Source organism: Dysgonomonas termitidis (assembly GCF_054657735.1).
Genome location: NZ_BAAHYD010000002.1, coordinates 2,511,079 through 2,535,443, shown reverse-complemented (window position 1 = coordinate 2,535,443; position 24,365 = coordinate 2,511,079). Strand labels below are relative to the sequence as shown.

Annotated in this window: 15 protein-coding genes, 1 pseudogene and 1 riboswitch; of the genes and pseudogenes, 6 read left to right on the top strand and 10 right to left on the bottom strand. The window is 40.5% G+C overall.

The annotated features are described in order from the left end of the window. Positions 1-5: 5 nt before the first annotated feature. Positions 6-2,183, bottom strand: a complete 2,178-nt coding sequence (locus ACYQ3L_RS14720; protein WP_380001701.1) for a TonB-dependent receptor — start codon at positions 2,181-2,183, stop codon at positions 6-8. A gap of 51 nt (positions 2,184-2,234) precedes the next feature. Beyond that, positions 2,235-2,544: riboswitch (cobalamin riboswitch) on the bottom strand. Positions 2,545-2,665: 121 nt separating this feature from the next. Here ACYQ3L_RS14720 and ACYQ3L_RS14715 point away from each other — a divergent pair. From ACYQ3L_RS14715 to ACYQ3L_RS14705, 3 genes are all read left to right on the top strand, one after another. Then, positions 2,666-3,964 (top strand): cobyrinic acid a,c-diamide synthase CobB, encoded by a 1,299-nt coding sequence (locus ACYQ3L_RS14715; protein ID WP_380001703.1) that lies wholly within the window; start codon positions 2,666-2,668, stop codon positions 3,962-3,964. A gap of 56 nt (positions 3,965-4,020) precedes the next feature. Further along, positions 4,021-4,515, top strand: a complete 495-nt coding sequence (locus ACYQ3L_RS14710) for a DUF456 domain-containing protein (protein ID WP_380001705.1) — start codon at positions 4,021-4,023, stop codon at positions 4,513-4,515. Between the two features lie 163 nt (positions 4,516-4,678). Next, positions 4,679-7,078 (top strand): family 20 glycosylhydrolase, encoded by a 2,400-nt coding sequence (locus ACYQ3L_RS14705; protein ID WP_380001707.1) that lies wholly within the window; start codon positions 4,679-4,681, stop codon positions 7,076-7,078. Positions 7,079-7,177: 99 nt separating this feature from the next. Here the strand turns inward: ACYQ3L_RS14705 and ACYQ3L_RS14700 are convergent, their stop codons facing one another. After that, entirely contained in the window at positions 7,178-9,394 is a 2,217-nt protein-coding gene (locus ACYQ3L_RS14700) for a tetratricopeptide repeat protein (RefSeq protein WP_380001709.1), read from the bottom strand. Positions 9,395-9,441: 47 nt separating this feature from the next. Continuing rightward, a complete protein-coding gene (locus ACYQ3L_RS14695) occupies positions 9,442-11,733 on the bottom strand; it encodes a cation:proton antiporter (protein WP_380001711.1) in 2,292 nt (763 codons plus the stop codon). Positions 11,734-12,238: 505 nt separating this feature from the next. On the opposite strand from ACYQ3L_RS14695, the gene ACYQ3L_RS14690 reads away from it, so the two are divergent. After that, positions 12,239-14,740: an OmpA family protein gene (locus ACYQ3L_RS14690; RefSeq protein ID WP_380001713.1), complete on the top strand. Its 2,502-nt coding sequence runs from the start codon at positions 12,239-12,241 to the stop codon at positions 14,738-14,740. A gap of 197 nt (positions 14,741-14,937) precedes the next feature. Next, on the top strand, positions 14,938-16,926 hold the full coding sequence (locus ACYQ3L_RS14685) for a DUF4954 family protein (RefSeq protein ID WP_380001715.1): 1,989 nt from the start codon (positions 14,938-14,940) through the stop codon (positions 16,924-16,926). Between the two features lie 192 nt (positions 16,927-17,118). Here the strand turns inward: ACYQ3L_RS14685 and ACYQ3L_RS14680 are convergent, their stop codons facing one another. Beyond that, the gene (locus ACYQ3L_RS14680; RefSeq protein ID WP_380001717.1) at positions 17,119-17,379 is read right to left on the bottom strand and encodes a type B 50S ribosomal protein L31; all 261 of its coding nucleotides are present in this window, start codon (positions 17,377-17,379) and stop codon (positions 17,119-17,121) included. Positions 17,380-17,784: 405 nt separating this feature from the next. On the opposite strand from ACYQ3L_RS14680, the gene ACYQ3L_RS14675 reads away from it, so the two are divergent. Then, the gene (locus ACYQ3L_RS14675) at positions 17,785-18,975 is read left to right on the top strand and encodes a lactonase family protein (RefSeq protein ID WP_380001745.1); all 1,191 of its coding nucleotides are present in this window, start codon (positions 17,785-17,787) and stop codon (positions 18,973-18,975) included. 1 nt (position 18,976) lies between these two features. On the opposite strand, the gene ACYQ3L_RS14670 is transcribed toward ACYQ3L_RS14675, so the two are convergent. From ACYQ3L_RS14670 to ACYQ3L_RS14645, 6 genes and pseudogenes are all read right to left on the bottom strand, one after another. After that, the gene (locus ACYQ3L_RS14670; RefSeq protein WP_380001719.1) at positions 18,977-20,644 is read right to left on the bottom strand and encodes a mechanosensitive ion channel family protein; all 1,668 of its coding nucleotides are present in this window, start codon (positions 20,642-20,644) and stop codon (positions 18,977-18,979) included. Positions 20,645-20,897: 253 nt separating this feature from the next. After that, on the bottom strand, positions 20,898-21,065 hold the full coding sequence (locus ACYQ3L_RS14665; protein ID WP_380001721.1) for a hypothetical protein: 168 nt from the start codon (positions 21,063-21,065) through the stop codon (positions 20,898-20,900). 135 nt (positions 21,066-21,200) lie between these two features. Next, positions 21,201-22,610 (bottom strand): SpaA isopeptide-forming pilin-related protein, encoded by a 1,410-nt coding sequence (locus ACYQ3L_RS14660; RefSeq protein ID WP_380001723.1) that lies wholly within the window; start codon positions 22,608-22,610, stop codon positions 21,201-21,203. A gap of 272 nt (positions 22,611-22,882) precedes the next feature. Continuing rightward, positions 22,883-23,107 (bottom strand): winged helix-turn-helix domain-containing protein, encoded by a 225-nt coding sequence (locus tag ACYQ3L_RS14655; protein ID WP_380001725.1) that lies wholly within the window; start codon positions 23,105-23,107, stop codon positions 22,883-22,885. Positions 23,108-23,136: 29 nt separating this feature from the next. Then, positions 23,137-23,343 (bottom strand): hypothetical protein, encoded by a 207-nt coding sequence (locus ACYQ3L_RS14650; RefSeq protein ID WP_380001727.1) that lies wholly within the window; start codon positions 23,341-23,343, stop codon positions 23,137-23,139. 86 nt (positions 23,344-23,429) lie between these two features. Then, positions 23,430-24,338 (bottom strand): annotated as a pseudogene (locus ACYQ3L_RS14645) (UDP-3-O-acyl-N-acetylglucosamine deacetylase); the annotation flags it as partial. Positions 24,339-24,365: the final 27 nt, after the last annotated feature.

Below are 24,365 nucleotides of genomic sequence, written 5' to 3'. Positions count from 1 at the left end.
CCAGATTATTTACTGAACTTTAGAGACAAACTCACATAAAAGACCCGTCCGGGGGACAGTGTAGCGTAATTTGCCCCGAAAGGCTTGTCGTCCACGAAATCAAAAATATTTTCGATACCGAAGCCCGGTTCTACAACAAAACCGTTGAAATTCTTCAAACGATGGCGGGTCGCCACGTTCCATTGATTATATGCGCGCGCGGGATCTTTATCTCCCATATAACGGCTGCTTTGTATCCGTCCGTTAAAGTTTATGTTCGAATCTACAATCCACCATTTTTTATTCCAGTTTACATTTCCTGTACCGATATGCTTGCTGGAACGCACCAACGGCTTACCTGTATCGTAATCCTTGGAATTTACATAACTATAACCCAGCCCTATACTGAGTCCCGCACCAAGGTATGAATTCACGGAGGTTTCGAATCCGTTTACACGGGCTCTGGATGAATTGGTGTATTCCTGTTTTTTCTTTATCCCTTCATTCTTTTCATCTTGGGTTATCGTTTCGGTAACATCCCTTGTCTGGATAATATTCTTTATCCGATTGATATATCCTGTAACAGAGACTGTCAGAAAATCGTTGTGATATTCGGTATTCAATGAGTAATAATTGGATGATTCCGGCTTCAGACCGGAATTACCAAGACTTAGTGTAGAACGCGTTATGGTTCTTGTATATAATTCTTTCATATCCGGAGCGCGGAATCCGGCCGAATAAGACGCCCTGAAATTGAAATGATCGAGTGAATACATTCCCGACAACTTCGGCGTAAACCTATTTCCAAATGCTTCATTATAAACATAGCGGAAGCCGGGCACGAATTGCAGCCTGCTATCCAGCAGCTTTATCTCATCCTGCGCATATACCGAATATGTATATACATCTCTCGAACCATCTTTTGTATCCGACTGACTTTCAATATAATCCAACTGATATTGCGTTCCTACCGAAAGGCGATTGTATTTACCTAAGCTGAATATGCCTTTCAGGTTAGCGTCATAATATTTCTGTCTTCTTTCCTTCGATTCATCCCCGTTTTTATAATTACCATCATCCTTGATATATTCACGGTAATATTCAAAATTGTCGGTATATAAATCCAGTGTGATTACAGCCAGATCTTTAAGGAGATACCTTGCTCCCGCACTTATATTATAATCTTCATATTTCATATCATACGCATATGACGATACAGGCCTTTTCAGCTTCTTGTCATAGAGGCTTCCTTCTGCGTATATGCTTAGGGATTTATTCGGCCTCACAGTGAATTTCTGGCTCACCACATCAGAATAATTTGTATTCACGGCCATTTTATCTGTATCTATCAGCTTATCACCCGATGTCTCCTGCGTGTTTAACTGCCAGCCATCGCTCTGGTTACGCTGAAAGGATGTTGAAGATGAAAACCATTTGTAATTTACATCAGCGTTTATAGCCTGTGAAAATTGTCCATATCCGGCATAACGGGTATCGGATGTGATAAATACTGACTCTTTAGGATTTTCAGTAATAATATTAATAACTCCTCCCATTGCTTCCGATCCGTATAATGCCGATGCCGCACCTTTAAGCACCTCTATACGCTTTACATTCTTCATGTTTATCCGCGACAGGTCTGTATTACCCGACACATCTCCTGCAAGCTTTTTCCCATCTACCAATACAAGTATATAACGATTACTTAATCCGTTCATCTGCATATAAGAACCCATAGCCGTGGTCATGAAAGAAAATGACGGGCTGACAGCCATCATGGCATTATCGAATGTGGGAATATTGATATTCTCCAGTTCCTTTTTGGTAATCATATCCATTGCTACAGGGGTATTCTTTAGTCTGTTGTGCGTACCTGTACCTGTAATTACTACTTCATTTAACTTTAGAGGTGATTTCCTTAAGATAAATAAGATATCACCCCGGGATGAAGCAACATCAATCTTATCTCCATTGTAGTCGAGAGCAGATGCTCTTAAAGTGTGTTTTCCTTCGGGTACTCTCTGCAAACTAAACTCTCCGTTCTCGTCCGTCGAAGTTCCCAGTGTGGTGTATTCGATCCATACACTGGCACCCGCAACAGGGTTCTCATTTTCATCCACGACTTTTCCCTTTAAGGTCATTTGGGCAAATGCCATGCTTACAATACAGCACAGGATGGCTGTAACCAATACTTTTTTTCTCATTAAAATGCGAAGTATAATGTTAGTAATTATATTCTTGGCCCCGAGAATATTTAATTTATTGTATGCTAGGCAGGTTTCCTGACTTACTCCATCTCTGAACGGCCTTCCCGACATTCAGTTAACAGTGAGCAGTTAACAGTCAACAAAGAATTGATAACAGTTGACTGATGCATGATAACTTTCAATCAGTGGTATTTGGTCTTGTTCAAAGACTTTTTTCAGAAACATTGTTAACTGATGACTGTTAACTGTTAACTGAATAGAGCTTACAGTAGCGGGCACTGTTCCGGAATTTAACCGGATTCCCTTTTTATGTAAAAGACGGATGTCTGTTTACATCACCTTAGCGGCAGCAAAGTTAATTTTTTTAAATATCAGAAAAAAGTATTTAAGGAAATAATTTGCAAGTATATTATTTTCTATACACCGATACGGGTTTCATATCCCATATTTTATACTTTTGCTGAAGAAAAAGAAGAATCATGACATATACATCCAATTTCCTTATCTCGGCGATAGCTTCCGGCTCCGGTAAAACTACAGTTACTTTAGGTTTATTAAGAGCACTCCGGAACAGAGGGCTGAACATACAACCCTTTAAATGCGGGCCGGATTATATAGATACGAAATATCACGTCCTGGCGGCAGGAAAGGAATCTGTCAATCTCGACCTGTTCTTATCGTCGGAAAGCCATATAAAGTATTTGTATAATAAATATTCGTCGGATAAAGATGTCTGTATCACCGAAGGTGTCATGGGGCTATTCGATGGATACGACCGCATGAATGGAAGCAGCGCGCAAATAGCAGAGAAACTGGATATACCTGTCATATTAGTCCTGAATGCAAAATCGATGGCCTATTCGGCAGCGGCCCTGCTCTATGGCTTCAAGAATTTCTCCGATAAGATAAATATTACAGGCGTCATATTCAATTTTGTAGCTTCCGAAAGCCACTACAATTTCTTAAAAGATGCCTGCCACGATGCAGGACTTGAGCCATTGGGCTATCTGCCTAAAAATACTGATATAGAAATACCGTCCCGCCATTTGGGATTGAATATCGACGAACAATACCGCTTCGATGATTTCGCCGACAAGGCTGCTGCCCTGATAGAAAAACATATAGACATAGACAGGCTACTGTCCGTTACAGCAAAAAGAGAATCGGATGCAGGAGTAATAAAAGAAATTAACGTACCCTTACAGGGGTTAAGGATAAGCGTAGCCCGTGATGCGGCTTTTAACTTCATGTATCATGAAAATATGGAATACCTGAAAAGGATAGGCGCTGTGTCTTATTTCAGCCCGCTGCACGACAAGCATCTGCCTGAATCTGATTTTGTCTATCTGCCCGGAGGATACCCGGAGTTATATCTTAGCGAATTAAATAATAACCGGACGATGCAGGACAGTATCTGCCATTACGTTGAAGCCGGAGGTAAAGCACTCGCCGAATGTGGTGGCATGATGTACCTTTCATCATCCATTTCCGATGAAGACGGTACTGAATACGCGATGGTAAATATTTTCGACCAAAAAGCCACAATGGAGAATATGAGGCTCAAACTGGGTTACAGGCAATTCGAATATAACGGCGTATTACTCAAAGGACACGAATTCCACTATTCTTCCATAAAAAGCGAACAACAAAGCGTTGTACAACAATACACAGCCAAAGGGCAACCCACAGATACCAAACTATTGCGCTATAAGAATGTCATCGCAGGTTACACGCATCTGTACTGGGCAGATATGGATAACCTGATGGACTTATTTTAAAACCGGTGACTATTAGGCATCCATTTAGTTACTATATTTGTAGAAATATATAACGGATGGCTATAGATATTATTCTTACCATAATAGGCGCGATACTCATTATCACGGGTATAATCGGCTGTATCGTACCCGTATTGCCGGGCATTCCGCTCAGTTATGCAGGTATTTTCCTGTTACACCTCACATCGAAGGTTGAATTTTCCTCCCGGTTTCTAATCATATGGGCCATTGTTGTCATCATTGTACAGATACTGGATTTTTATATCCCTATATGGGGTACCCAGAAATTCGGCGGAGGAAAGAAAGGTATTTGGGGTAGTGCAATAGGAATTATCTTCGGTCTGTTCTTTCTTCAACCCTTCGGTATCATCCTTTTCCCATTTCTAGGAGCTTTCATCGGAGAACTGATAGACGGCAAAGAACCGAAACCCGCTCTTAAAGCCGGATTTGGAGCCTTCATTGGATTTATGGCCGGAACAGTAATGAAACTGGCTGTAGCTTTCATTCTTGCTTTTTACTTTTTTAAAGAGGTAATTGGTATCTTTTTCTGAAGCTTTTATAGAGTCTGTATAGGTAGCCTTCTCAGGTTTTAACATTTGAGACGGTATACTTTCCAAATGTTAATTAACAGTTTTAAAATACAACTAAGCTAAACGATGCTTATATTTGTATGTATTATAGAGAACCTTTAATTAAAATTAAATCATTATGCTAATGAAAAAACTCGTTCCTTTGTTTTCTCTGGCAGCTATGGTGCTGATAACATCGTGCAGCGAAACGGAACCAACTGTGGAGAAACCCTACAACCAAGGTATAAACATTACTCCTATCCCGCTAGAACTGACACAAAAGGAGGATACTTTTAAACTTTCAAAAAGTATAGTTTTCGTCTCCGGTAATGCAGATATAGATAAGGTCGCTGCTTATTTTTCCGCAAAGATAAAGGCTTCGACAGGCTACGATATCAAAACGGTAAAAGATAAACCGGCTTCCGGCTATATCGATCTGAGTATCACTCCTGAACTGGATGTCAACGACGAAGGATATACATTAGACATAACTAATCAGGGCATAGACATACAGGCAAAAACACCTCAGGGATTATTCTACAGTATGCAAACGGTTATGCAATTGCTACCGGCCGAAATAGAAAGCCCTACTCTGGTAAAAAACATAGCCTGGAATATTCCGGCCGTGACAGTGAAAGATGAACCCCGTTTCAAATACCGAGGTCAACATCTCGATGTATGCCGGCACTTTGTCGATGTAGACTTTCTCAAGAAGCAACTGGATGTACTGGCTATGTTTAAAATCAATAAATTCCACTGGCATCTGACAGAAGACCAGGGTTGGCGCATCGAGATAAAGAAATACCCTAAACTGACTGAAATGGGATCTGTCCGTACCGAAGGTGAAGGAAATACCTATGGACCGTTCTTCTACACGCAGGAACAGGTGAAAGAAGTAGTAGCCTATGCCAAAGAACGGTTTATAGAAGTGATACCCGAAATAGAACTTCCCGGTCATGCTGTGGCGGCATTACATGCTTATCCGGAATTATCATGCACCGGAAAACCAATCGAAGTGCGTAACATCTGGGGTGTTGCAAATGATGTTTTCTGTGCAGGAAACGATTCAGTATTTCAGTTTCTTGAAGATGTGATTGCCGAAGTAGTTCCTTTGTTCGAAAGTGAATATTTCCATATCGGCGGCGATGAATGTCCGAAAATACGCTGGGAAAAATGCCCTAAGTGCCAGGCCCGTATCAGGGAACTTGGATTGAAAGGCAATAAAGAACACAGTGCGGAAGAGATGCTTCAAAGCTACTTCGTTCAGCGGATAGAAAAAGTTCTGTTGAAACACAACAAAAAAATGATAGGCTGGGATGAGATACTCGAAGGCGGACTTGCTCCATCTGCAACTGTAATGAGTTGGCGGGGAGAAGAAGGCGGTATCGCTTCGGCAAATATGGGACATGATGTAATTATGACCCCGGGAGCATGGCTGTATGTGGATAAATATCAAGGAGATGCTAATCTTCAGACAGTAACTATAGGCGGACTTCTGACTTTGAAGAAGGTATATAATTACGAACCCGTTCCTGAATCAATTGCCGATGACAAGAGACATCACATACTTGGAGCTCAGGCGAATATGTGGAACGAATATAATTATACCGGTGAGGAGATGGAACTCGACATGTATCCGCGCGCTATAGCCCTGTCTGAATTGACATGGTCCGCAAAGGAAAATAAGAACTATGAAGATTTTGAACGACGTATCGACAACCAACGTGTACGTCTCGATATGCACGGAATCAATTACTACATACCTATGCCGGAGGATAAAGGCCCTTATACGATAAAATACTGGGGTGACTCTGTCAGTGCGCCATTCTCGTGTAATTTCGTAGCATTTACAGATCAGGCAACACTTGACTTCAAGACAACCGAACCGGCCAGAATGGTTTATACGACAGACGGCAGTGAACCTACACTAAAATCGGAAGTATTTACAAAACCGTTGACATTCACTGAAAATACGACACTGAAAATACGTTCGGTACTACTTTCCGATAAAATGAGCCCTGTACGCACTATTACAATAGAAAAACAGACATACGCCCCTGCGGTAGAAAAGGAGAAAGATGCTAAACCCGGGCTAAAAGCAGAATATTACAAAGGATACGCAAGAACGGTTGCTGAGCTGAATGGTAAAACACCGGCTGAAACCGAACAGATAGCCACACCTCTGGATGCCAAATACAGAGTTAAAAACTATGTGGAAGTATATGCCGACGATTTCTATTCCCATATCCTGACCGGCTATATCAATATCCCTGAGGATGGAATATATTATTTCAATACAGATAGTGAATTCTGGATCGACGGTACATATTTAATCTCTAATGAGAAGGATAATAATGGCACTGCCCGCCGTTTCTCCCGTAGCAACAAATCCATCGCTCTGGCAAAAGGCGCTCATGCTATCAAGATAATAAGATTGGGAGCAATATTCGGAGGATGGCCTACTCAATGGGACCCGGTAATGCTTTCGATACGCAAGGCCGACCAGCCGGAATTTGTTCTTATGGATGCTTCTTATTTTAAATAAAAATTTTCAGTTAGATTTTGAAAGCCTTTGGAGATATATTTCTCCAGAGGCTTTTCTATATTCTTTCAGCTAAATGCGACAGCCTATAAAACAGCCAACTTATCCCATTCCGTATTTCACCTGATCGAATAAAAAAGGAAATATCCGCCCGTCTACACCGTGATTGATAAGAGTGACTCTGTCAGCATCGAAAAGCATCTGGAACAATTCAAAATCATTGTCCTGATACAAAGCCTGCTTATAATATTCGATTGATTTCTTTTTGTTTCCCATACATAGTTCCACATGTCCGGCATTCAGATAATCATGCACTGTCGGCTTGCCCGCCAATATCCGGATGTAGTATTTTTGAGCCAGATCATATTTTTTTTGCAGGAAAGCTGTCCATGCAATCGGACGCTGGGCTTTTGTCCCTTTACTGTCGAGCAATTCTACTTTGAAATAAGTATTTAACGCCTGTTCGTAGTCGTTCAGTTCCAGATAGCAATGACCGATATTCAATTCTATATTTATATTATCGGGGGTCAGTTTCGCCGCTTTCTTATAATATTCCAGTGATAGTTCGGGTTGTTTCTGCGAACGGTACAATTGGGCAATACGTTTGATTATCCATGAATTATCAGGTTTGAGTAAATCTGCTTGCAGATAAGCATCGAGAGCACCGTCCAGATCATTAATCATTTGCCGGCAATAACCGATCTTCTGCCATATATCATCACTCTTATCGTCGATAGCTATAAGCCGGTTGAAGATATCAAGGGCTTCACCAAAATTATTTTTTTCGAAACAATACAGTGCTATTTTCTTCATATCTTCTATGTTTGATATAAGCGGGGCTATCGATTTCTTATCATAGAAATTGAGACTCAGCCTGAATATATCATAGAAACTGTTTCGGGAAGGATTCAGTTTGAAAAAACGGTACAAATCCTGGATATACTGATTCGACACCACTTCTTCATCTACTGCAGGATTCATTTCCTTGGCCTCCTTTTGCAACTGTTTTATCTCTTCCGATTCAGCCCCCATACGTCCGAGCATCATTTCACGCTGAGCCGCCGGAATTTGCAGAAGGCTCAGACAGAATGAATATTTATCGGAATTGCACATATGTCCCGAATCCACTACAGCAGCCTGTAACAGGGCGCTTTTCTTTTCTTCAGGGAATAGGGTGGAAAATTCAGAGTATGAAGGATCAAATGGCAGAAACCAGTTGCCTATATCGGAGAAGAATGAAAAATTCTTTAATCCCGAAAATGTAGAGTGGAATACGTCTGCTCCTTCCATCTGCAGATTGGAATATTCCTGTAATTTTTTGCCCAGGCCGGATTCTTCCAATTCTTTTTGCCATTCGGGATTCTTTTCAGAGAAGTCGGTATCGCCTCCCATCAGTTCATCCATATTGAGTTTCCTTCCCGCCAGATTATTGAATTTCATCATCTCAGGAAGTATTTCTTCCTTGATCTTTTTGGTTATCTGCTCTGTTTCCCGCGAACGGATAAGTTGTATGATAGTTCTTAATACGGCTTTCCGGAACTCCGGCTTTTCGGAGAGTATATCCAGTTGATTCTGCAATTCGGGGTATAACGGCCAGCGCACGTCATACATTTGCATTACTACGACCAGACCCACGATTGCCCTGGCCCTCAGTTGTATATTTTCTGAAACTGAAGCCTGCATCAAGACCTGTATTTTGCGGAAATCGAAACGATGAAACAGACTCAAAGTAACCGCCGACAGGAACAGGCTTTTTTCACGTACAGGCAGGTCGAAATTATTTATAAACGAAATATAGTTATTAAAGTCATTCACATCGGAGCGCGGCGAGACGAATACCATATTGAACATGTCGGATGCTATCCGTTCACGTTTTACAGCCAGCTCACGTTTCCTATTTGTTTTCTCTTCACCGTCTTCGAGTAGATCAATCAGGGCAATAGAGTCGGCCACATCTTTTAGTTGTGAAGTATAGTCGGATATTGTACCACTTTTCAGTGCATTGACACGAAGTTTTTCGTAAAAGACGTTCGAAGACTCGATTCTGAGTAACTCATCAGCCGAATCATCCGCCAGTTCATATAATGAACGCAATAAGTTATGATACACACTCTCCCGCTCAGGGTCTTCAACCCCTTCAAAAAGGTAATGGAGCATAAATTTATAGTTTGTCTCCAGTTCACTGAGTGTTTCAGTAATTTTCCAGTCCTGCGTATTTATTGTCAGTTTCATTAATGACTCAAAGGCATCTTTTAACTGTCTTTTTGACAGGTTTTGAAGAATATCTTTCTTTAATGAAATTATGTCGCGGCTATTCATACTTTAGTTACGAGTTATAAGTTACAAGTTTACCAGAGTCCCGGCAATTAATTAGTAAGGACTAAAGTGGACGGTGCATCTTTCATCAGTTTAGGGTTTCTGCTATCCAGTTCCTTCCAGCTATTGAGGCTGATCATTATCAGATCCTGCTTCTTCAGAATATCACTATCGATAGGAATATTATTGTTCCAAAGTTGGAACAGATAAGGGTTTATAGCCTTAATAGCGCGAACGGATTTTATAAAATCCATCGAAGTATCCATCAGTCCGATGGCATCCCAAAGAGTGATGCGCACATATGAGTTTTCAGCCAGCCGTTCCATAAAACTTCCTACAAAGATGTCGTCCTCGTCGAGTATGGGAACAAATATATTCCTCATACTTACCAGTCCTTTATCTATACCTCTATCAACAAATATGCCAACCGGCATATCGCTCTTGGAAACAATGGTCCTTTGTCCTTCGTCGAGGGGTGCCAGCAGCATGCGGCTCCATTTTTTCTGGTTCCCTAATTTTGTAAGTAAATAATTAGGTAGATGAAGTATCCTGTTAGAGAAGCCGAGGAAACGCCCCAAAACATTATCTGATAAAACAGAGCCTTGATAACCGATCAGCAGAAAGTCATACTCTCCTTTGTTTGCAATCTTGGCAACACTGTTGTTGGTATCTCCCACAACTTTGAATATAGGGATGAAGCTTTGTTGCAGGCTGTGAGCCTCCTCTTCCACCGGTTTGAACATCTCCTCTTCTTCTTCCTCTATACCATATTGATACAGCAGGTTTCCTTCCGAAAGATGAAGCATGGTAAGTTCCGAAGCCGCTTGCTTCTTCCTTATGAAACTATTCGCTAGAAACATTAGTTTACGCCCCATTTCAGGGCTTTGGAACCATACCAGTATTTTATATTTATCTTCCTCAACCAAATCTGTATCGGCATGCTTTTTCTTAAATACTTTATCTATAAGACTAAGCAAAGGAGAGGTCATAAATGTAGTGGTTAGCGCCATCACAACCATCATAGCAAAGACTTCGGGGGTAAGGATGCCCAGGTCGAGCCCGATATTGAGAACCACCAGTTCCATTAATCCCCTCGTATTCATCAGTGCCCCGATAGTAAGGCTATCTTTCCAATTATTGCCTACAAACCGTGCGGCAATTGCGCTTCCCATTGTTTTCCCAAATATAGCAAGGAAAACAATCCCCCCGCAGATCATCCATAAGCCCGGTTCGTTGAGCAGGCCTATTTCAGTGCGCAGGCCGGTGAAGACAAAGAATAAAGGAAGTAACAGTACCAATGAGACATCTTCTATTTTCTCGGTAAACAGATTTCTGAAATTGAGATTGGGCGGCATAATCACACCTGCCAGAAATGCACCGAACAACGCGTGTATACCAATTATTTCGGTAGCATAGGCCGACAGAAACAATATCAAGAAAAACACACCGATAACCGACTTGCTTATGGTTCTGCCAGACAATTGCAGATCAGCTATCCGTTTGAGGAAAGGGCGTACAATCTTGAACATAGCCAGCACGTATAACAAAGCGAGAAGTATGATAAACAATGAACTTGCAAACGAGCCGGCCTTAACAACGGCTATAACGGCGGCTAATAAGCACCAGGCCGTAATATCATCTATCGCGGCGCATGTGATGATAATGGCACCTAAAGGCGTTTTATTGATTCCTCTCTCGTGTATAATTCGCGCCATGACGGGAAATGCGGCAATACTCATGGCAATGCCCATAAATAACGCGAAAGGGAGAAATATGGTACTTTGGTGTGTAAAAGTTCCAAAAAGACAGTAGGCGACAAGAACACCCAATGTAAAGCAGACGGCAATACTGGTATGGCTGATTATAAGGGCATTATTGGCTTTGTTTTTTAAGGTTCTCAAATTCAGTTCCATGCCTACTATAAACATAAACAGGACAAGGCCTATCTGACTGAGAAAACGTATATTTTCGAGGGAGGAGGCAGGAAAAAGAAATTCGGATACCTGAGGAAAATAATGTCCCAGGAGAGAAGGGCCGAGAACTACTCCTGCAAAAATTTCACCTACAACCGTAGGTTGCCCTATTTTCTGGCATATCCATCCGAATACCCTAACAGCCAACAAAATAACTACTATCTGTAATAATAATACAGCTACAGGAGCGGCGAAGTCTTCGGTCAGATGATGTAAAAAATCACTCCACGCAGAAGTGGTCGATGCCAGCCCGTATACGTTTTGTTTAGCTTCCAGATTATACCTTCCAACTCTGACGATAAAATATATCAGTGCCGAAAACAGGCCTATGATAGATGTGTAAAATATAAGGTTTCTATATTTTTTCATAAACTTAATACGCTGTTTATGAGCTTACTTTTTTCTTTCAGATACAAAGATACAATTTAAAGTGATAATCCGGCACTTCATTCGGGAACGAAAAAATGATAAATACTGTTTCAGCGCAATATTCATCTCTATATAAACAGGTTGTCTGCCACATGATAATTTTCAGATACGACATGGCATATCCATTCCGTTTTATATATTGCAAAAGAATGTGTATGTATGCTTATTACTATACAACGAAGAGTACAGGCCGATCTATCCCGGTTTAAGCGACTGATAGTTAAGACGAAAACAAGAAAAGGCCTTACAATATATTTAAAATATTCAATAAAGTGTTAAACAGGCATATATTTGTTGAAAATAGCTTTAAAAATATGTATTATTCCAAAATTTAGACCTGGAGTTATCAAAATTTTATTATATAATAATTATCTTTGCAGCGTTTTTAAAATCAATAAATATTGCAAACTTTACGATTTCGATTTTCGAGCCAAAAATAAACTTTATGGAGAAAAAAACTTACAAACTATTATCCGGAATATCGTTTACTAGTATGTTGTCCATCCCTATTGCCGCGCTGACTTTGATGTTGTCGTGTTCCACGTCCAATTCAGTGCGTGAGATACGGGCTTCCCGCGACCCATACGCTAATTATGTACCCCCTGTAAAGGTCAAAGTTCCGGTCACAAAGGATGATGCTATGACTAAGGAGCTATTTATGCAATCCCAGTCAAAGCGGCCTAATATAGAATTGCCTTATATAGAGGGGCAGGATAAAGGCCAGGTTGTTATAGCCGAACAGGTTACCTACACCAATGCAGAAGCAATACCCCAATCTAAGCCAAATGCAAATGTTGTACTCGACCTGAGCCAAGTACAACATTTGAGTGAAGTAGTGGTTACAGCCAAATCGCGTTTTACACCGGAGCAAAACGGAAGAGTAAACGTGGACTTTGTGATGAGAGTACCGAAAGAACTGCTCTCCACTAATTTCAGGGTAACAATGTCCCCTAATTTGTTGCATAACGACTCTGTGGTGCCGCTTAAAACTATTGTACTAAAGGGGCAGGAATTCTCCAATAAGCAGAAGCAATCATATAAAGATTATGAAGACTATGTAAATTCCATCGTAGATGAATCGCAATACGACAGCGTATTTGTCGACTATAAAGGGGTAGAGGAAGATATCGCTTTTCAGCAAAACTTCTATTACAACCAGTATCATAAAGAATGGAGCAGGCAGGCCGATTTTGAAGAATGGAAGACCAATAAAGAAGATGCGGAAGCATTAATGGCTGCCAAACAGACGGGGGTCGACAAAAAACTCTATTACGAGAATGTACGTAAAGCAAGAGAAAAAGCGATGAAAGAGGTTGCAAAAGGAAAAGATACGACCGGCTTTTTTGCAAAATACATGAAGAATGTTCCTAAACCCGACGATTTGACAAAAGGCCGGGCTGTCGTAGAACAGAAGAATGATTACCGTCTCGATTTTTATAAAGAATATTCGAACCGTGCTAAAGAGCAGGTACTGCGCGACTGGGCTACCGGGAAAGATACAGTAGGTGCCTATACCCGTTATATGAAGAACTTCGATAAGAACCTGAAAACGCTGATGCTGGAAGGTGAAGACCTGACAAGGATTCCGGATAGATTCAGGGACATTTACAGGGAAGGCCGCGCCATGAACCAGATCAAAAATCAATATCTGACAGCTAAGGACTCTATAGAAATAGCCCAAAGCCGCTATAAATTTGAAGATATAGCGCTTAACGAGATGAAAAAGGAAAGGCGCGAAGAGAAAAGGCGCGAGCTGATAGTCTTTCCTTATGAAGAAAATACACGCCTCGATACCGTTATCCAGACTGACCGTGATTTCTTCTTTGTATATAGGCAGGACTATCCGGTAAGTCCGGGGATGAGAAGGCTTCGTCTGACTATGAATACAAAAATAGATGCGATAGACCGCAGCAGCTTTATCACCCCTCTGTCCGATACATTGTCTTATTTTATCTCGTCTTTGTCGCAGTTGGCGGATTCTACGCTTATATCCAAGACCACAACAATCCATAGGGATGTGTATAATACAATGGTCGTATATCCTAAATTCGCGGCAGGAAAATCCTCATTCAATATAAATTACAGGGACAATAAAAAACAGGCAGATAAAGTATTAGATACTTACCGTACATTTACGGGAGAGGGTAAATTATTGATGGATAGTGTTGTTATACGGGTATCAACAGCATTGGATGGCTCGTACGATGATAACATCGAATTGTCAATGAAGCGTGCAAATGCACTGAAAGACTACTTTGTGAAGTCGCTGGGAGGCAACAAGGCAGATGTGGCAATGGCATTCAAAACACGCTACAGTGGTGAGGACTGGAATACAATGGCTCGTTTGGTTGTTAAGAGGACCGATATGCCTAACAAGTCTGAAATACTGGATATGCTGACACAAGCAGTAAATCCGGACCAATGTGAAGAGGAGATAAAGAAAAACTATCCGGCTGATTTCAAAATCATCAGGGATTCAATATATCCATTATTGAATAAAGCGGATATCATATTCAATATGACCCGCCCGGGAATGGCGGAAGAAATCACCGTAAATACCGAAGTACGCCCTGATTATGAACAGGCGCTCCGTTTCCTGCAAGACAGGGAATACTGGAAAGCATTGGATATATTGCAGGCTTATCCCGATTACAATACGGCATTATGCCTTGTGTGCATGGGATACAACGCCAAGGCCCTGGATCTGTTAAACGATTTGCAGCAGACAGGAAATACCGAATATCTGAGAGCAATACTCTCTATTCGCGCGGGTAACGACAATGAAGCAATCGGGCATTTGGTAAAAGCCTGCGAATTGGACCCTACAAAAGCGTACCGCGCCCCACTCGATCCTGAAGTTGCAGGATTGGTACGCAAATATAATTTGCAGGAACGATTAAACAACAGTGCAGATGCATCTCCGGTTAGCTTGCCGGATCAGGAATAAAGTGATTGAACCTTAATAATAAAAATAACCTCAACTATAAACGGTTGAGGTTATTTTTTGTCCGGAATATTCAGGCATAGAGAATACAACGGGTAGTTTTTAGGATTTTATGCTTACATTTTCTTTCTTTCTTGTTATTTTTACGATTCATTAGCTATCCGAATGGCCAACGAACAATAAAACTGATAATCAACAATATGAATTACAGATCTCTGACTCCTCAGGAAATAAACGTATTAAAATCGCAAAGCTGTATAGCCGATAATTGGGACAATATAGAGGTTGCCGACAATTTCAGGCCGGATTATATCAGGCATGTAAATTTTTCGGGTAAAATAAGAATGGGTGTCTTCGAGGAAGAATTCTCCCTGCCCGGAGGACTAAAGAAACATTCAGGCATCCACCACGCCTGTCTCCACAATTGTGAGTTAGGCGACAATGTACTTATCGAGAACATTCAGAATTATATTGCAAATTACAAGATAGGCAACAATGTACTGATCCAGAATATACACCATTTGTATGTAGATGGGCAGACTTCTTTTGGTAACGGAGTAGAAACCTGTGTACTGAACGAGACCGGAGGGCGTGAGGTATTGATATATGATAAGTTAAGCGCGCATTTTGCATATATCCTTTCGTTCTACCGCCACCGTCCGGTATTGACCAAGAAATTGCAGGATATGGTAATGGCATATGCCGCAGAAAATACTTCTACCACGGGTACTATCGGCAACGATGTTACAATAGTAAATGCCGGCGCCATAAAGAATGTCCGTATCGGGGATTGCGCCGTTATAGAAGGTGCCCGCCATTTGGAAAACGGTAGCATAAACAGCAATAGGTACGACCCTGTACATATCGGGTATAGTGTAATGGCCAACGATTTTATTATAAGCTCGGGATCTCGTGTAGAAGACGGAACAATGCTCTCCCGTTGTTTTGTAGGTCAGGCATGCCAGCTGGGACACACATATTCAGCCAGCGATTCTTTGTTTTTCAGTAATTGCCAGGGTGAGAATGGCGAGGCATGCGCCTTATTTGCAGGGCCGTACACAGTTACACACCATAAATCGACACTGCTGATTGCCGGAATGTTTTCATTCATGAATGCCGGTTCGGGCTCTAATCAGAGTAATCATATGTATAAGTTAGGCCCCATACATCAGGGCATCGTGGAGCGCGGAGGCAAAACAACCAGCGATTCGTATATATTGTGGCCGTCCCGTATCGGCGCGTTTTCCCTTATAATGGGGCGCCACTACCACAATACCGATACATCGAACATGCCGTTTTCGTATCTGATAGAAGATAAGAACGAAACGGTTTTAGTACCGGGAGTCAACTTGCGAAGTGTAGGCACTATCCGCGACGCGCAAAAATTTCCAAAACGTGATAAGCGCAAAGACCCGGAGAAGCTGGACCAGATTAATTTTAATCTGTTAAGCCCCTATACAGTACAAAAAATGTTCAAAGCAATATCTATATTAAGGGAAATGCTCGACACATGTGGCGAAGCCAGCGATTTTTATTCATATAAAGGTTGCCGGATTAAAAACTCGTCGTTGAATAAAGGCATAAAGCTCTATGATATGGCTATAAATAAGTTCTTGGGCAACTCTATCATATCGCGGCTCGGCAATTGTCCATGTACAAGCAACGAGGAAATACGGAGTTATCTGAAACCCGACACGAATATAGGACTATTTGTATGGAGTGATATAGGCGGCATGCTTGCTCCCCGCTCCGAAATAGACAAGCTGATATCAGATATAGAATCGGAAAAGATAACACAGGTAGCAGAGATAAATGCTATTTTTGCCCGGCTCCATAAAGATTATTATTCACTGGAATGGACCTGGGCATGGGATAAGATCCGGCAATATTACGGATTGTCTTTGGAAACAATTACAGCGCAGGATATCATAAATATCGTTGAGCGTTGGAAAACGGTTGTTGTAGACTTGGATAAGATGATATATGAAGATGCTAAAAAGGAATTTTCGCTGTCTTCACGTACCGGTTTTGGACTGGATGGCGACCGTAACCAGCAGAAAGATGACTTTGAACAGGTGCGTGGTGTATTCGAAGAGAATGCTTTTGTGAAGGCTGTTCTGACGCATATAGACACCAAGACAAAACTGGGTAATGAGATAATAAGCCGATTGAAAAAAGCAGTGAAATAATATCGCGTTTTAAGTAGAATAAAATATTTATACGAATCAATAGTTGGGTTTTATTCATTGCTATATTTCCATAATTATTATCCATTTAATAGAAAACAAACACAAGGAGAGTGACTGACCGGAATAAAATAGAAAAGCTCTAAAGTTAAACTTTAGAGCTTTTTAAATTGTTTCGACCGATGCAAAAATCAGTTATTTCTTAGGCTGAGTACGTTTTGCATAACGATTCATAAACTTATCAACACGTCCGGCTGTATCCACAAGTTTTTGTTTACCTGTGTAGAACGGGTGAGACGCACTGGTGATCTCAAGCTTAACCAGCGGATAAGTAACACCATCTATTTCGATAGTTTCCTTAGCATTGATAGTTGAACGCGAGATAAATACCTCATCGTTTGACATATCTTTGAAAGCTACCGGACGGTAATTCTCTGGATGAATATCTTTCTTCATTTTATAGTAGTTTAAGTTATTTCTTCTTTTTCAGCCGACAAAGATAGTCCTTTTATCCTATTAAAACAAAATATTTCTCTCAAATTTAGGATAAATATATGAATATTTCCTTTTGAATTTTATCTATATATGCGAACAGTTACGAGTTTGCCTCGCCTTCGCTTCGGCGAATGTTATTTCTGCGCCCTTCGGGCAGTTACGAGTAAAAGAGACACGAGATACAAGTAGACAAGTTACGAGTTACAAGTTGATGACTGTTTACTGTTCACTGAAAAGTGTAAAGTTTGTAAGGTTTTTAAGGAATCCGTTGCGTCCTTAATTTTATTAGCTAAATATGTGCCAGACTGATAAATTTTGCTTTCTTTTGTTTTGTAAAACGTTTTTAAATAAGTAAATATGAAAATTATGTGTAAATACATTTTATTATCAACAGCTGTTGCACTTTCACTATTGTCATGTAATAATAAAAAAAATGCTTCAGATAATTTGACAGATAATCAAACCGACACTATAAATATGGAATCTATATCAGACAAAACCAGCATGTATCTTCTTGTCGGCACCTATACCTCAGGTGAGAGTGAAGGAATATACGTATATCAGTTCGATACGGTATCGGGATATTCCCAATATAAAAGCATGGTTAAAGTTACAAACCCGTCTTACCTGACTGTCAGTAAAGATGAAAAGTTTGTTTATGCAGTGACCGAAACGGGTGACAATAGCGCCGCCGCCAATGCTTATTCTTTCGATAAGAATAAAGGTGAATTGAAACACCTGAATACAGAACCGGCTAAAGGCGCAGATCCTTGCTATATTTCAGTAGATGCCACAGGTAAGCATGTGATTACGGCGAACTATTCGGGAGGAAGCCTTAGCGTATTTGGCGTAAAAGAAGACGGTTCGCTTACTCCTGTCTCTCAGGTTATAAGTTTTACCGGCCAAGGTGCAGATACAGAGCGTCAGACAAAGCCGCATATACATTGTGTGATGTTTTCGCCCGACGGAAAATATCTGCTTGCCGACGATCTGGGAACAGATAAAATACATAAATTCGATGTAAACCCAAATGCCACAGGTGACTATCTGAAACAGGGAACACCTTCATCGTTTAAGGTTACCGGTGCATCGGGACCGCGCCATCTTGAATTTCATCCGAGCGGTAAATACGCCTATCTCATCAATGAGTTGTCCGGTGCTGTAATTGCCTTTAATTATGACGGGATAAAGGGAAATCTTACCGAAATACAATCTGTACAGGCTGATACTCTTAACGCCAAGGGAAGCGCAGATATACATATATCTCCCGATGGCAAATTCCTGTATGCGTCCAATCGCCTGAAAGGTGACGGGTTGGCGATATTTTCAATCAATCAGGCCGACGGGAAACTGACTAAGGCGGGCTATCAGGAAACAGGGGTACATCCCCGTAATTTTGCCATCACACCGAATGGTAAATACCTGCTTGTGGCAAGCCGTGACAGCGATATAATCCAGATATTCCTCCGAAACGAAAATACAGGCTTACTGGAAGATACATTTAAAGATATAAAACTGGATATGCCGGTATGTCTTAAATTTGTTTCTTTTAAATAGCTTAACCTTCTCCGGAAGCGTCTTCAGGTTGAGGGTCTTCGTTAAATTCATGTATGTTTACAACGCGGTTAACCCGGTAATGAGGCGATAGTATTTCTATACCGGCTTCTTTGAAAACATCCTGTATATTCTTTCGAAGGTCGGAATATATATCGTTCATCTTATTGGCATCTTTTGTGAATACATTCAGCTGATATTCTACATAGAAGTCTTCAAAGGCTGTTTGCATGATAAAAGGCTTTTGCTTCCGGCTCAGGTTGTCAGTCTTATATGCGACTTTTAGCAATAACTCGTGTACCAGTCTCCATGGCACATCATAGCCGATAGTGACTGTTGTATAGAGTATCAGCCCATACTGGCTCGCGGAGAAAGTATAATTAACAGTCTTCGTGCTCATTACACTGGAATTGGGTATAGTGATTACCTCATTCTTGGCTGTTTTCACACGGGTCACCAAAGCCGTTTTCTCTATCACGTTGCCCACGGTATCATCCATTTTCACACGGTCTCCTATTTTAAAAGGCCTCATATATGTGATTACAAACCCGGCAATGATATTCCCGATAACGGATGTGGAACCCAGCGATATCATCAACCCCAGGAATACGGATACGCCCTGGAATATCTGTGAGTCCGAATTAGGGAGATAGGGAAATATCAGGATAAATGTGAATACCATAAGTATGGCTATGACAATATTGTATGTAGGTTTAGCCCAATCGGGATAAAAGCCTTTGAACGTAATCTTATTGTCTGATATTTTATCTGTAATAGAACGGAGGAATTTCTTTATAAACCTGAATATAAAAGCAATAACCAATATTGTAAACAGGTTTGGCAGATAGTTCTTAATACTGATCGCGATCCTTTTTACAGGCGATATAACATAGTCGAGAAGTTGGTCCGATAAGCCTGTCGTATGTGGGAATATCTTGAAGAACAACAGGGTACACACGAACAAAGAGGCTACTATCAATACGAAGCGCAGAATTTTGAGCAAGGCAAATATGATTTGTTCGGCTTTCTCAGCTTCGATAATGCCAAACAGGCCTTTGACTTTCTTATGCCGCTGTTTCCGTACGAAAATCTTCAATCTGCGATATCCGAACCGGAATCCCCGCAGGAAGAAATATTCTCCTGCAATTATCAGTATAACGAACAAGGCTTGCAGTCCTATCCGTTGCCAACTGGTTTCGCTCTGCCGCTTGTCAATGGCACTTATTATAATATTGCGATACGAAGCGGCTAACTCCAGTTTTGTCCTGCCGTATATCTGAGCCTGCAACGTATCTATACTGATTATGATTCTGGAATTTTGGTATTTCTGGTCGTCATATACTATATTTATCTGGTCGCTAAACTCAACTAGTTTTAGAGAATCCGGATTAAAAAGGGGATACTCTTCCAGCAATCGTATTTTGTCTTCAATAGCAGATGCTCTCTGATCGACGGTAAAAGATCCTACTCCGCCATGTATAAGGAATAGTGTATCGGTGAAAGGAGCTACGGGCGCGCCCTTGGCCTGGGTTAATATGATTTCGGTAGAATCGACCTTGGCTATAACAGGTTCTTTTTTGCTTGTAGTTCTTTTCTGGGCTGAGGCACCTATTGTAGTGAGACATATAATAGTGATGCATAGCAGTGACGTTAAGATGTTATATTTGCTCATAGTAGTTTTTTGCCTTTTTGAATATAACAAATATATATAAGTTAACTGATATATCGTATAATAAATAGATAATAAAAAATGAAAATGTATTTATAAAGTAGATGAAAAAGTATCATTGACTGGTATTATCACAATAGGATTCAGCTTTTTACAGCCATCGGATATTTATGAGTGTTATGGTTTTTAGCCGGCATGTATATAGAAACTCCCTATAGAGTGCACATACAGGGAGTATTGCAGCATAATTTTGATATTAACCTCTGCTTTTCATACTGTCTTCATCAGGATTAATTTTATTCAGGGCAGCCTTAACCTCTTTTTCGCTGATGATGGCCGGACAGGAGCTGTTACCTTTATCTTTTCTGGCTTCCTCATAGGCCACAAAATCCTGTGGCGACTTTACTATTTCATTCTTTTTCATGACTAATGGCAGATTTAATTAAACATATATACTAAACACGGCCACAATGATTTATGTTCAGTTGAAAATAATAAAAAGACGGATAGTTTATATGAAACCATCCGCCTTTGCCATCAGAACTGTGTTTAATTCTATTTACAAGATGACACTCAAATTCGCTCTATTTTCAAATGTATAATTATCCTCTACATTCCTCGCATAATCTACAATATTACTCACTGTTATATTTGATGCCGGATTGTTTAGGATATACTGCACATAAAAACCCCGCACATATCCGTGAGGCAGTTCTATATATCCGCTTGGGGCAGGTGTTTCCAGATCAAGTTTCTTTATATCCGTCTGATCTGCATTTATATATAATTTATAGCCGAGTTCTATATCGCTAAGCCTTCTGCACCAGCGCACATTCATCATGTGGTAGCTTAATACATCTTTAGTATCTACAAAGTCATGTAGCATGACCACGCCCATGGACAATTCGTCGTTCCAAAGTTGTACAGCCATGTATGCTGAGTAAAAAAGGTGGTAAATATCTCCTTTCTTCCCATCGGTATAGCAGCCGTTTGTAGGTCCCAATCCGTTACACCAAGGGCCATCCCCGTTTAATCTTGCTCCCCCGGGCATCAGATTGAATTTATACTTATTGGTCGTATTTTTTTGATCAAACCAGTACGTTTTATATGGGCCACCGCCCGGATTAGCGATATTATAAGCCAAAGGGTTATCTCCGGCCCCGGCACCCAATGCAAAGCGTACATCACGTTCATTAAGTCTGGTATGAGGGCCGTCGTACGTGGTGTTGAAGGGGCACATGGCGAATAATTGCCTGTAATCTTCCGGCGCAGGTATTTTCCATCCTTTGATATCCTGATCGTTCTGGTCGCGCATTACGCCATATTTATTCATATATAATATACTTGGGTAGCTGTAATATCGGCCATAACTTTTTTCAAAATCGCCAATATCCTGTAACTGGAATTGTGACGGGGCTATCCTGATGCGTTCCAAATAGCGGTTAAGAACGCTTTGGGTGATAGGATAGATATTTTCAAAATCATTGCCCCATTTCACTGTATGGTAAAAATTACGGTCCATCCAATAATATTCGCCCACACGCACTGCATTGTATTCGCCAAGAAGCTGGTTTCCTTCAGTAGTAAAAAAGTTTACCTTCATCGATTCAGGTAAAGCCCTTGTATTTTTGTCTATATATCGAAAAACGAAATCTTCTGAATTCTTATTGAAATATAGATACTTCTTTTCTTTTTCATTCCCCACATAACCACTGGGAGGTGTAACTTCTACTACTGTATAATTTTTAGCCGGCAGGTTTGTGACCTCTATTTTACCTTCGTGGAGAGTATATGTGGCAACAACTTCATTGTTGTAATCGAGTACCTGATACTTCCCTCCACCGATAAATTCGTTTGTCACTACATCTCTAGCCGAGATTGTGAAGTGAGCCATTTCAATGTCACCGCTATCTGTACATGCATACAACCCTATTAATGACAATAAGTAAATTATAATATTCCTTTCCATTTTCTATTCCTTCCTTTTATTTTATACCAAAAACCTGTAGTTCGTAAAATAAAATGATAAGGTATGTAGTGTATAGATGTGATAGAATTTATAGATCCTTATGTCTTCTCGAGATAAACATGCCAGCTTACTTATTTGTTTTTGGAATTTTAATTAAATTATAAGGAAATTTCACCTTATTGAACCTTTTTGGTTTTCCGTATCCCTTATATTGAAAACAAAAAAAGCGTTATTATCTAAATAACGCTTTTTTCTATAATGAATAAATTTAATCAATAATATGTTTCTGATACGGAGTGATTCAATTCGATGTATAGATGACCATTTTCGTCAAAGAAACGAACTTTGTTCTCTCTTGACAACCATCCTAGCGCCATATTTATAAGAGAGTCCTTAAAATCGGAGAATTCCCCGATTTCCCTTATGGTTAACTTACCTTTTTCAGCCAGTAAATTCCATATTATACCTGCATTAATTCCAATGTCATTTTTCAGCATAATTTACTAGTTTTAATTTATAAAATGAATCATACATTCTTGTTATCCATCAGGCTTGATACAAACCCGCCCAATAGAGCGCCATAGCAGCAATTGACCCAACACTCGGCCGATAAGGGATAGGTACCCCAATAACATGCAAAATAGAACCAATAGACAAAACCTATAACCATTCCGGTCAACATGCCTAATAGTATGGTACTATTATTCGTAATGAAAGCCAATATCTTATTCATAATCAGAATTTTTAGGGATGATTCCAATAAAATTGCCCGGAATGTACCGGTTCTGCAAGCATAGCAACTTTCGTTGATTTAGGTTCTTTTATTGCTTCGCGTATAGCTCTGGCAAACAGATTATTGATTTTATGCCCCGGGCAATTCGCGATAATCCTTCCTTTTATAAAATGGCCTACCAATGCTATATCCCCTATGATATCGAGAAGTTTATGTCTGGCCGGTTCGTTAGGATAAAGTAACGGTTTATTCATGATATATCCTAATTTATTGGCATCCTTTCTCTTTACGCCCATTACGTCTGCCAAATGGTCGAAATTATCTTGTTCGATTGGCTTGTCGTATATTATGATAGCATTATCCAGGTCACCGCCCTTTACCAGATTATTCTGTAATAAAGGCTCTATTTCGCGCACAAAGACAAATGTTCTGGCAGAGGCGAAGTCTTTAGTAAACTCGGACAAATCATTCAGACTTGCATCCTGTCGTCTCAGTAGTGCCGAGTTGAATGCGATATGTGATTGGATACTGAATGAATCGTCAGGTAATAAGAGCATGGAGGAACCAGTGGCTTTATCTACTACCTTGATTCTTTTCCGTTTGAATGTAATATATTTTCTTTCAGTGTCTTGCTGTTGTATGCCGGTTTCTTTTATCTTGCTTACATAGGCAATAGAACTTCCATCCAAGATGGGAAATTCGGGTGCGTCGACATCTATCAGACAGTTATCTATCTCACATGCGTAGAGGGCAGCCAATGCATGCTCTACGGTGCTGACCTGCACGCCATTGGCCGACAATACGGTGCCTCGTTGTGTAGCCGATACATTTTCGGCCAAAGCATCTATTACCGGCTGTCCCAGAACATCTGTACGTCTGATTTTATACCCATGGTTTTCAGGTGCAGGATTGAACGTAATGTTGATATTAAGTCCTGTGTGCAACCCTTTTCCACTTAGTGAAAAACTATTCTTTAAAGTTCTTTGATTAACCATAACAAATCTTTTTATTGTTTTTGTATC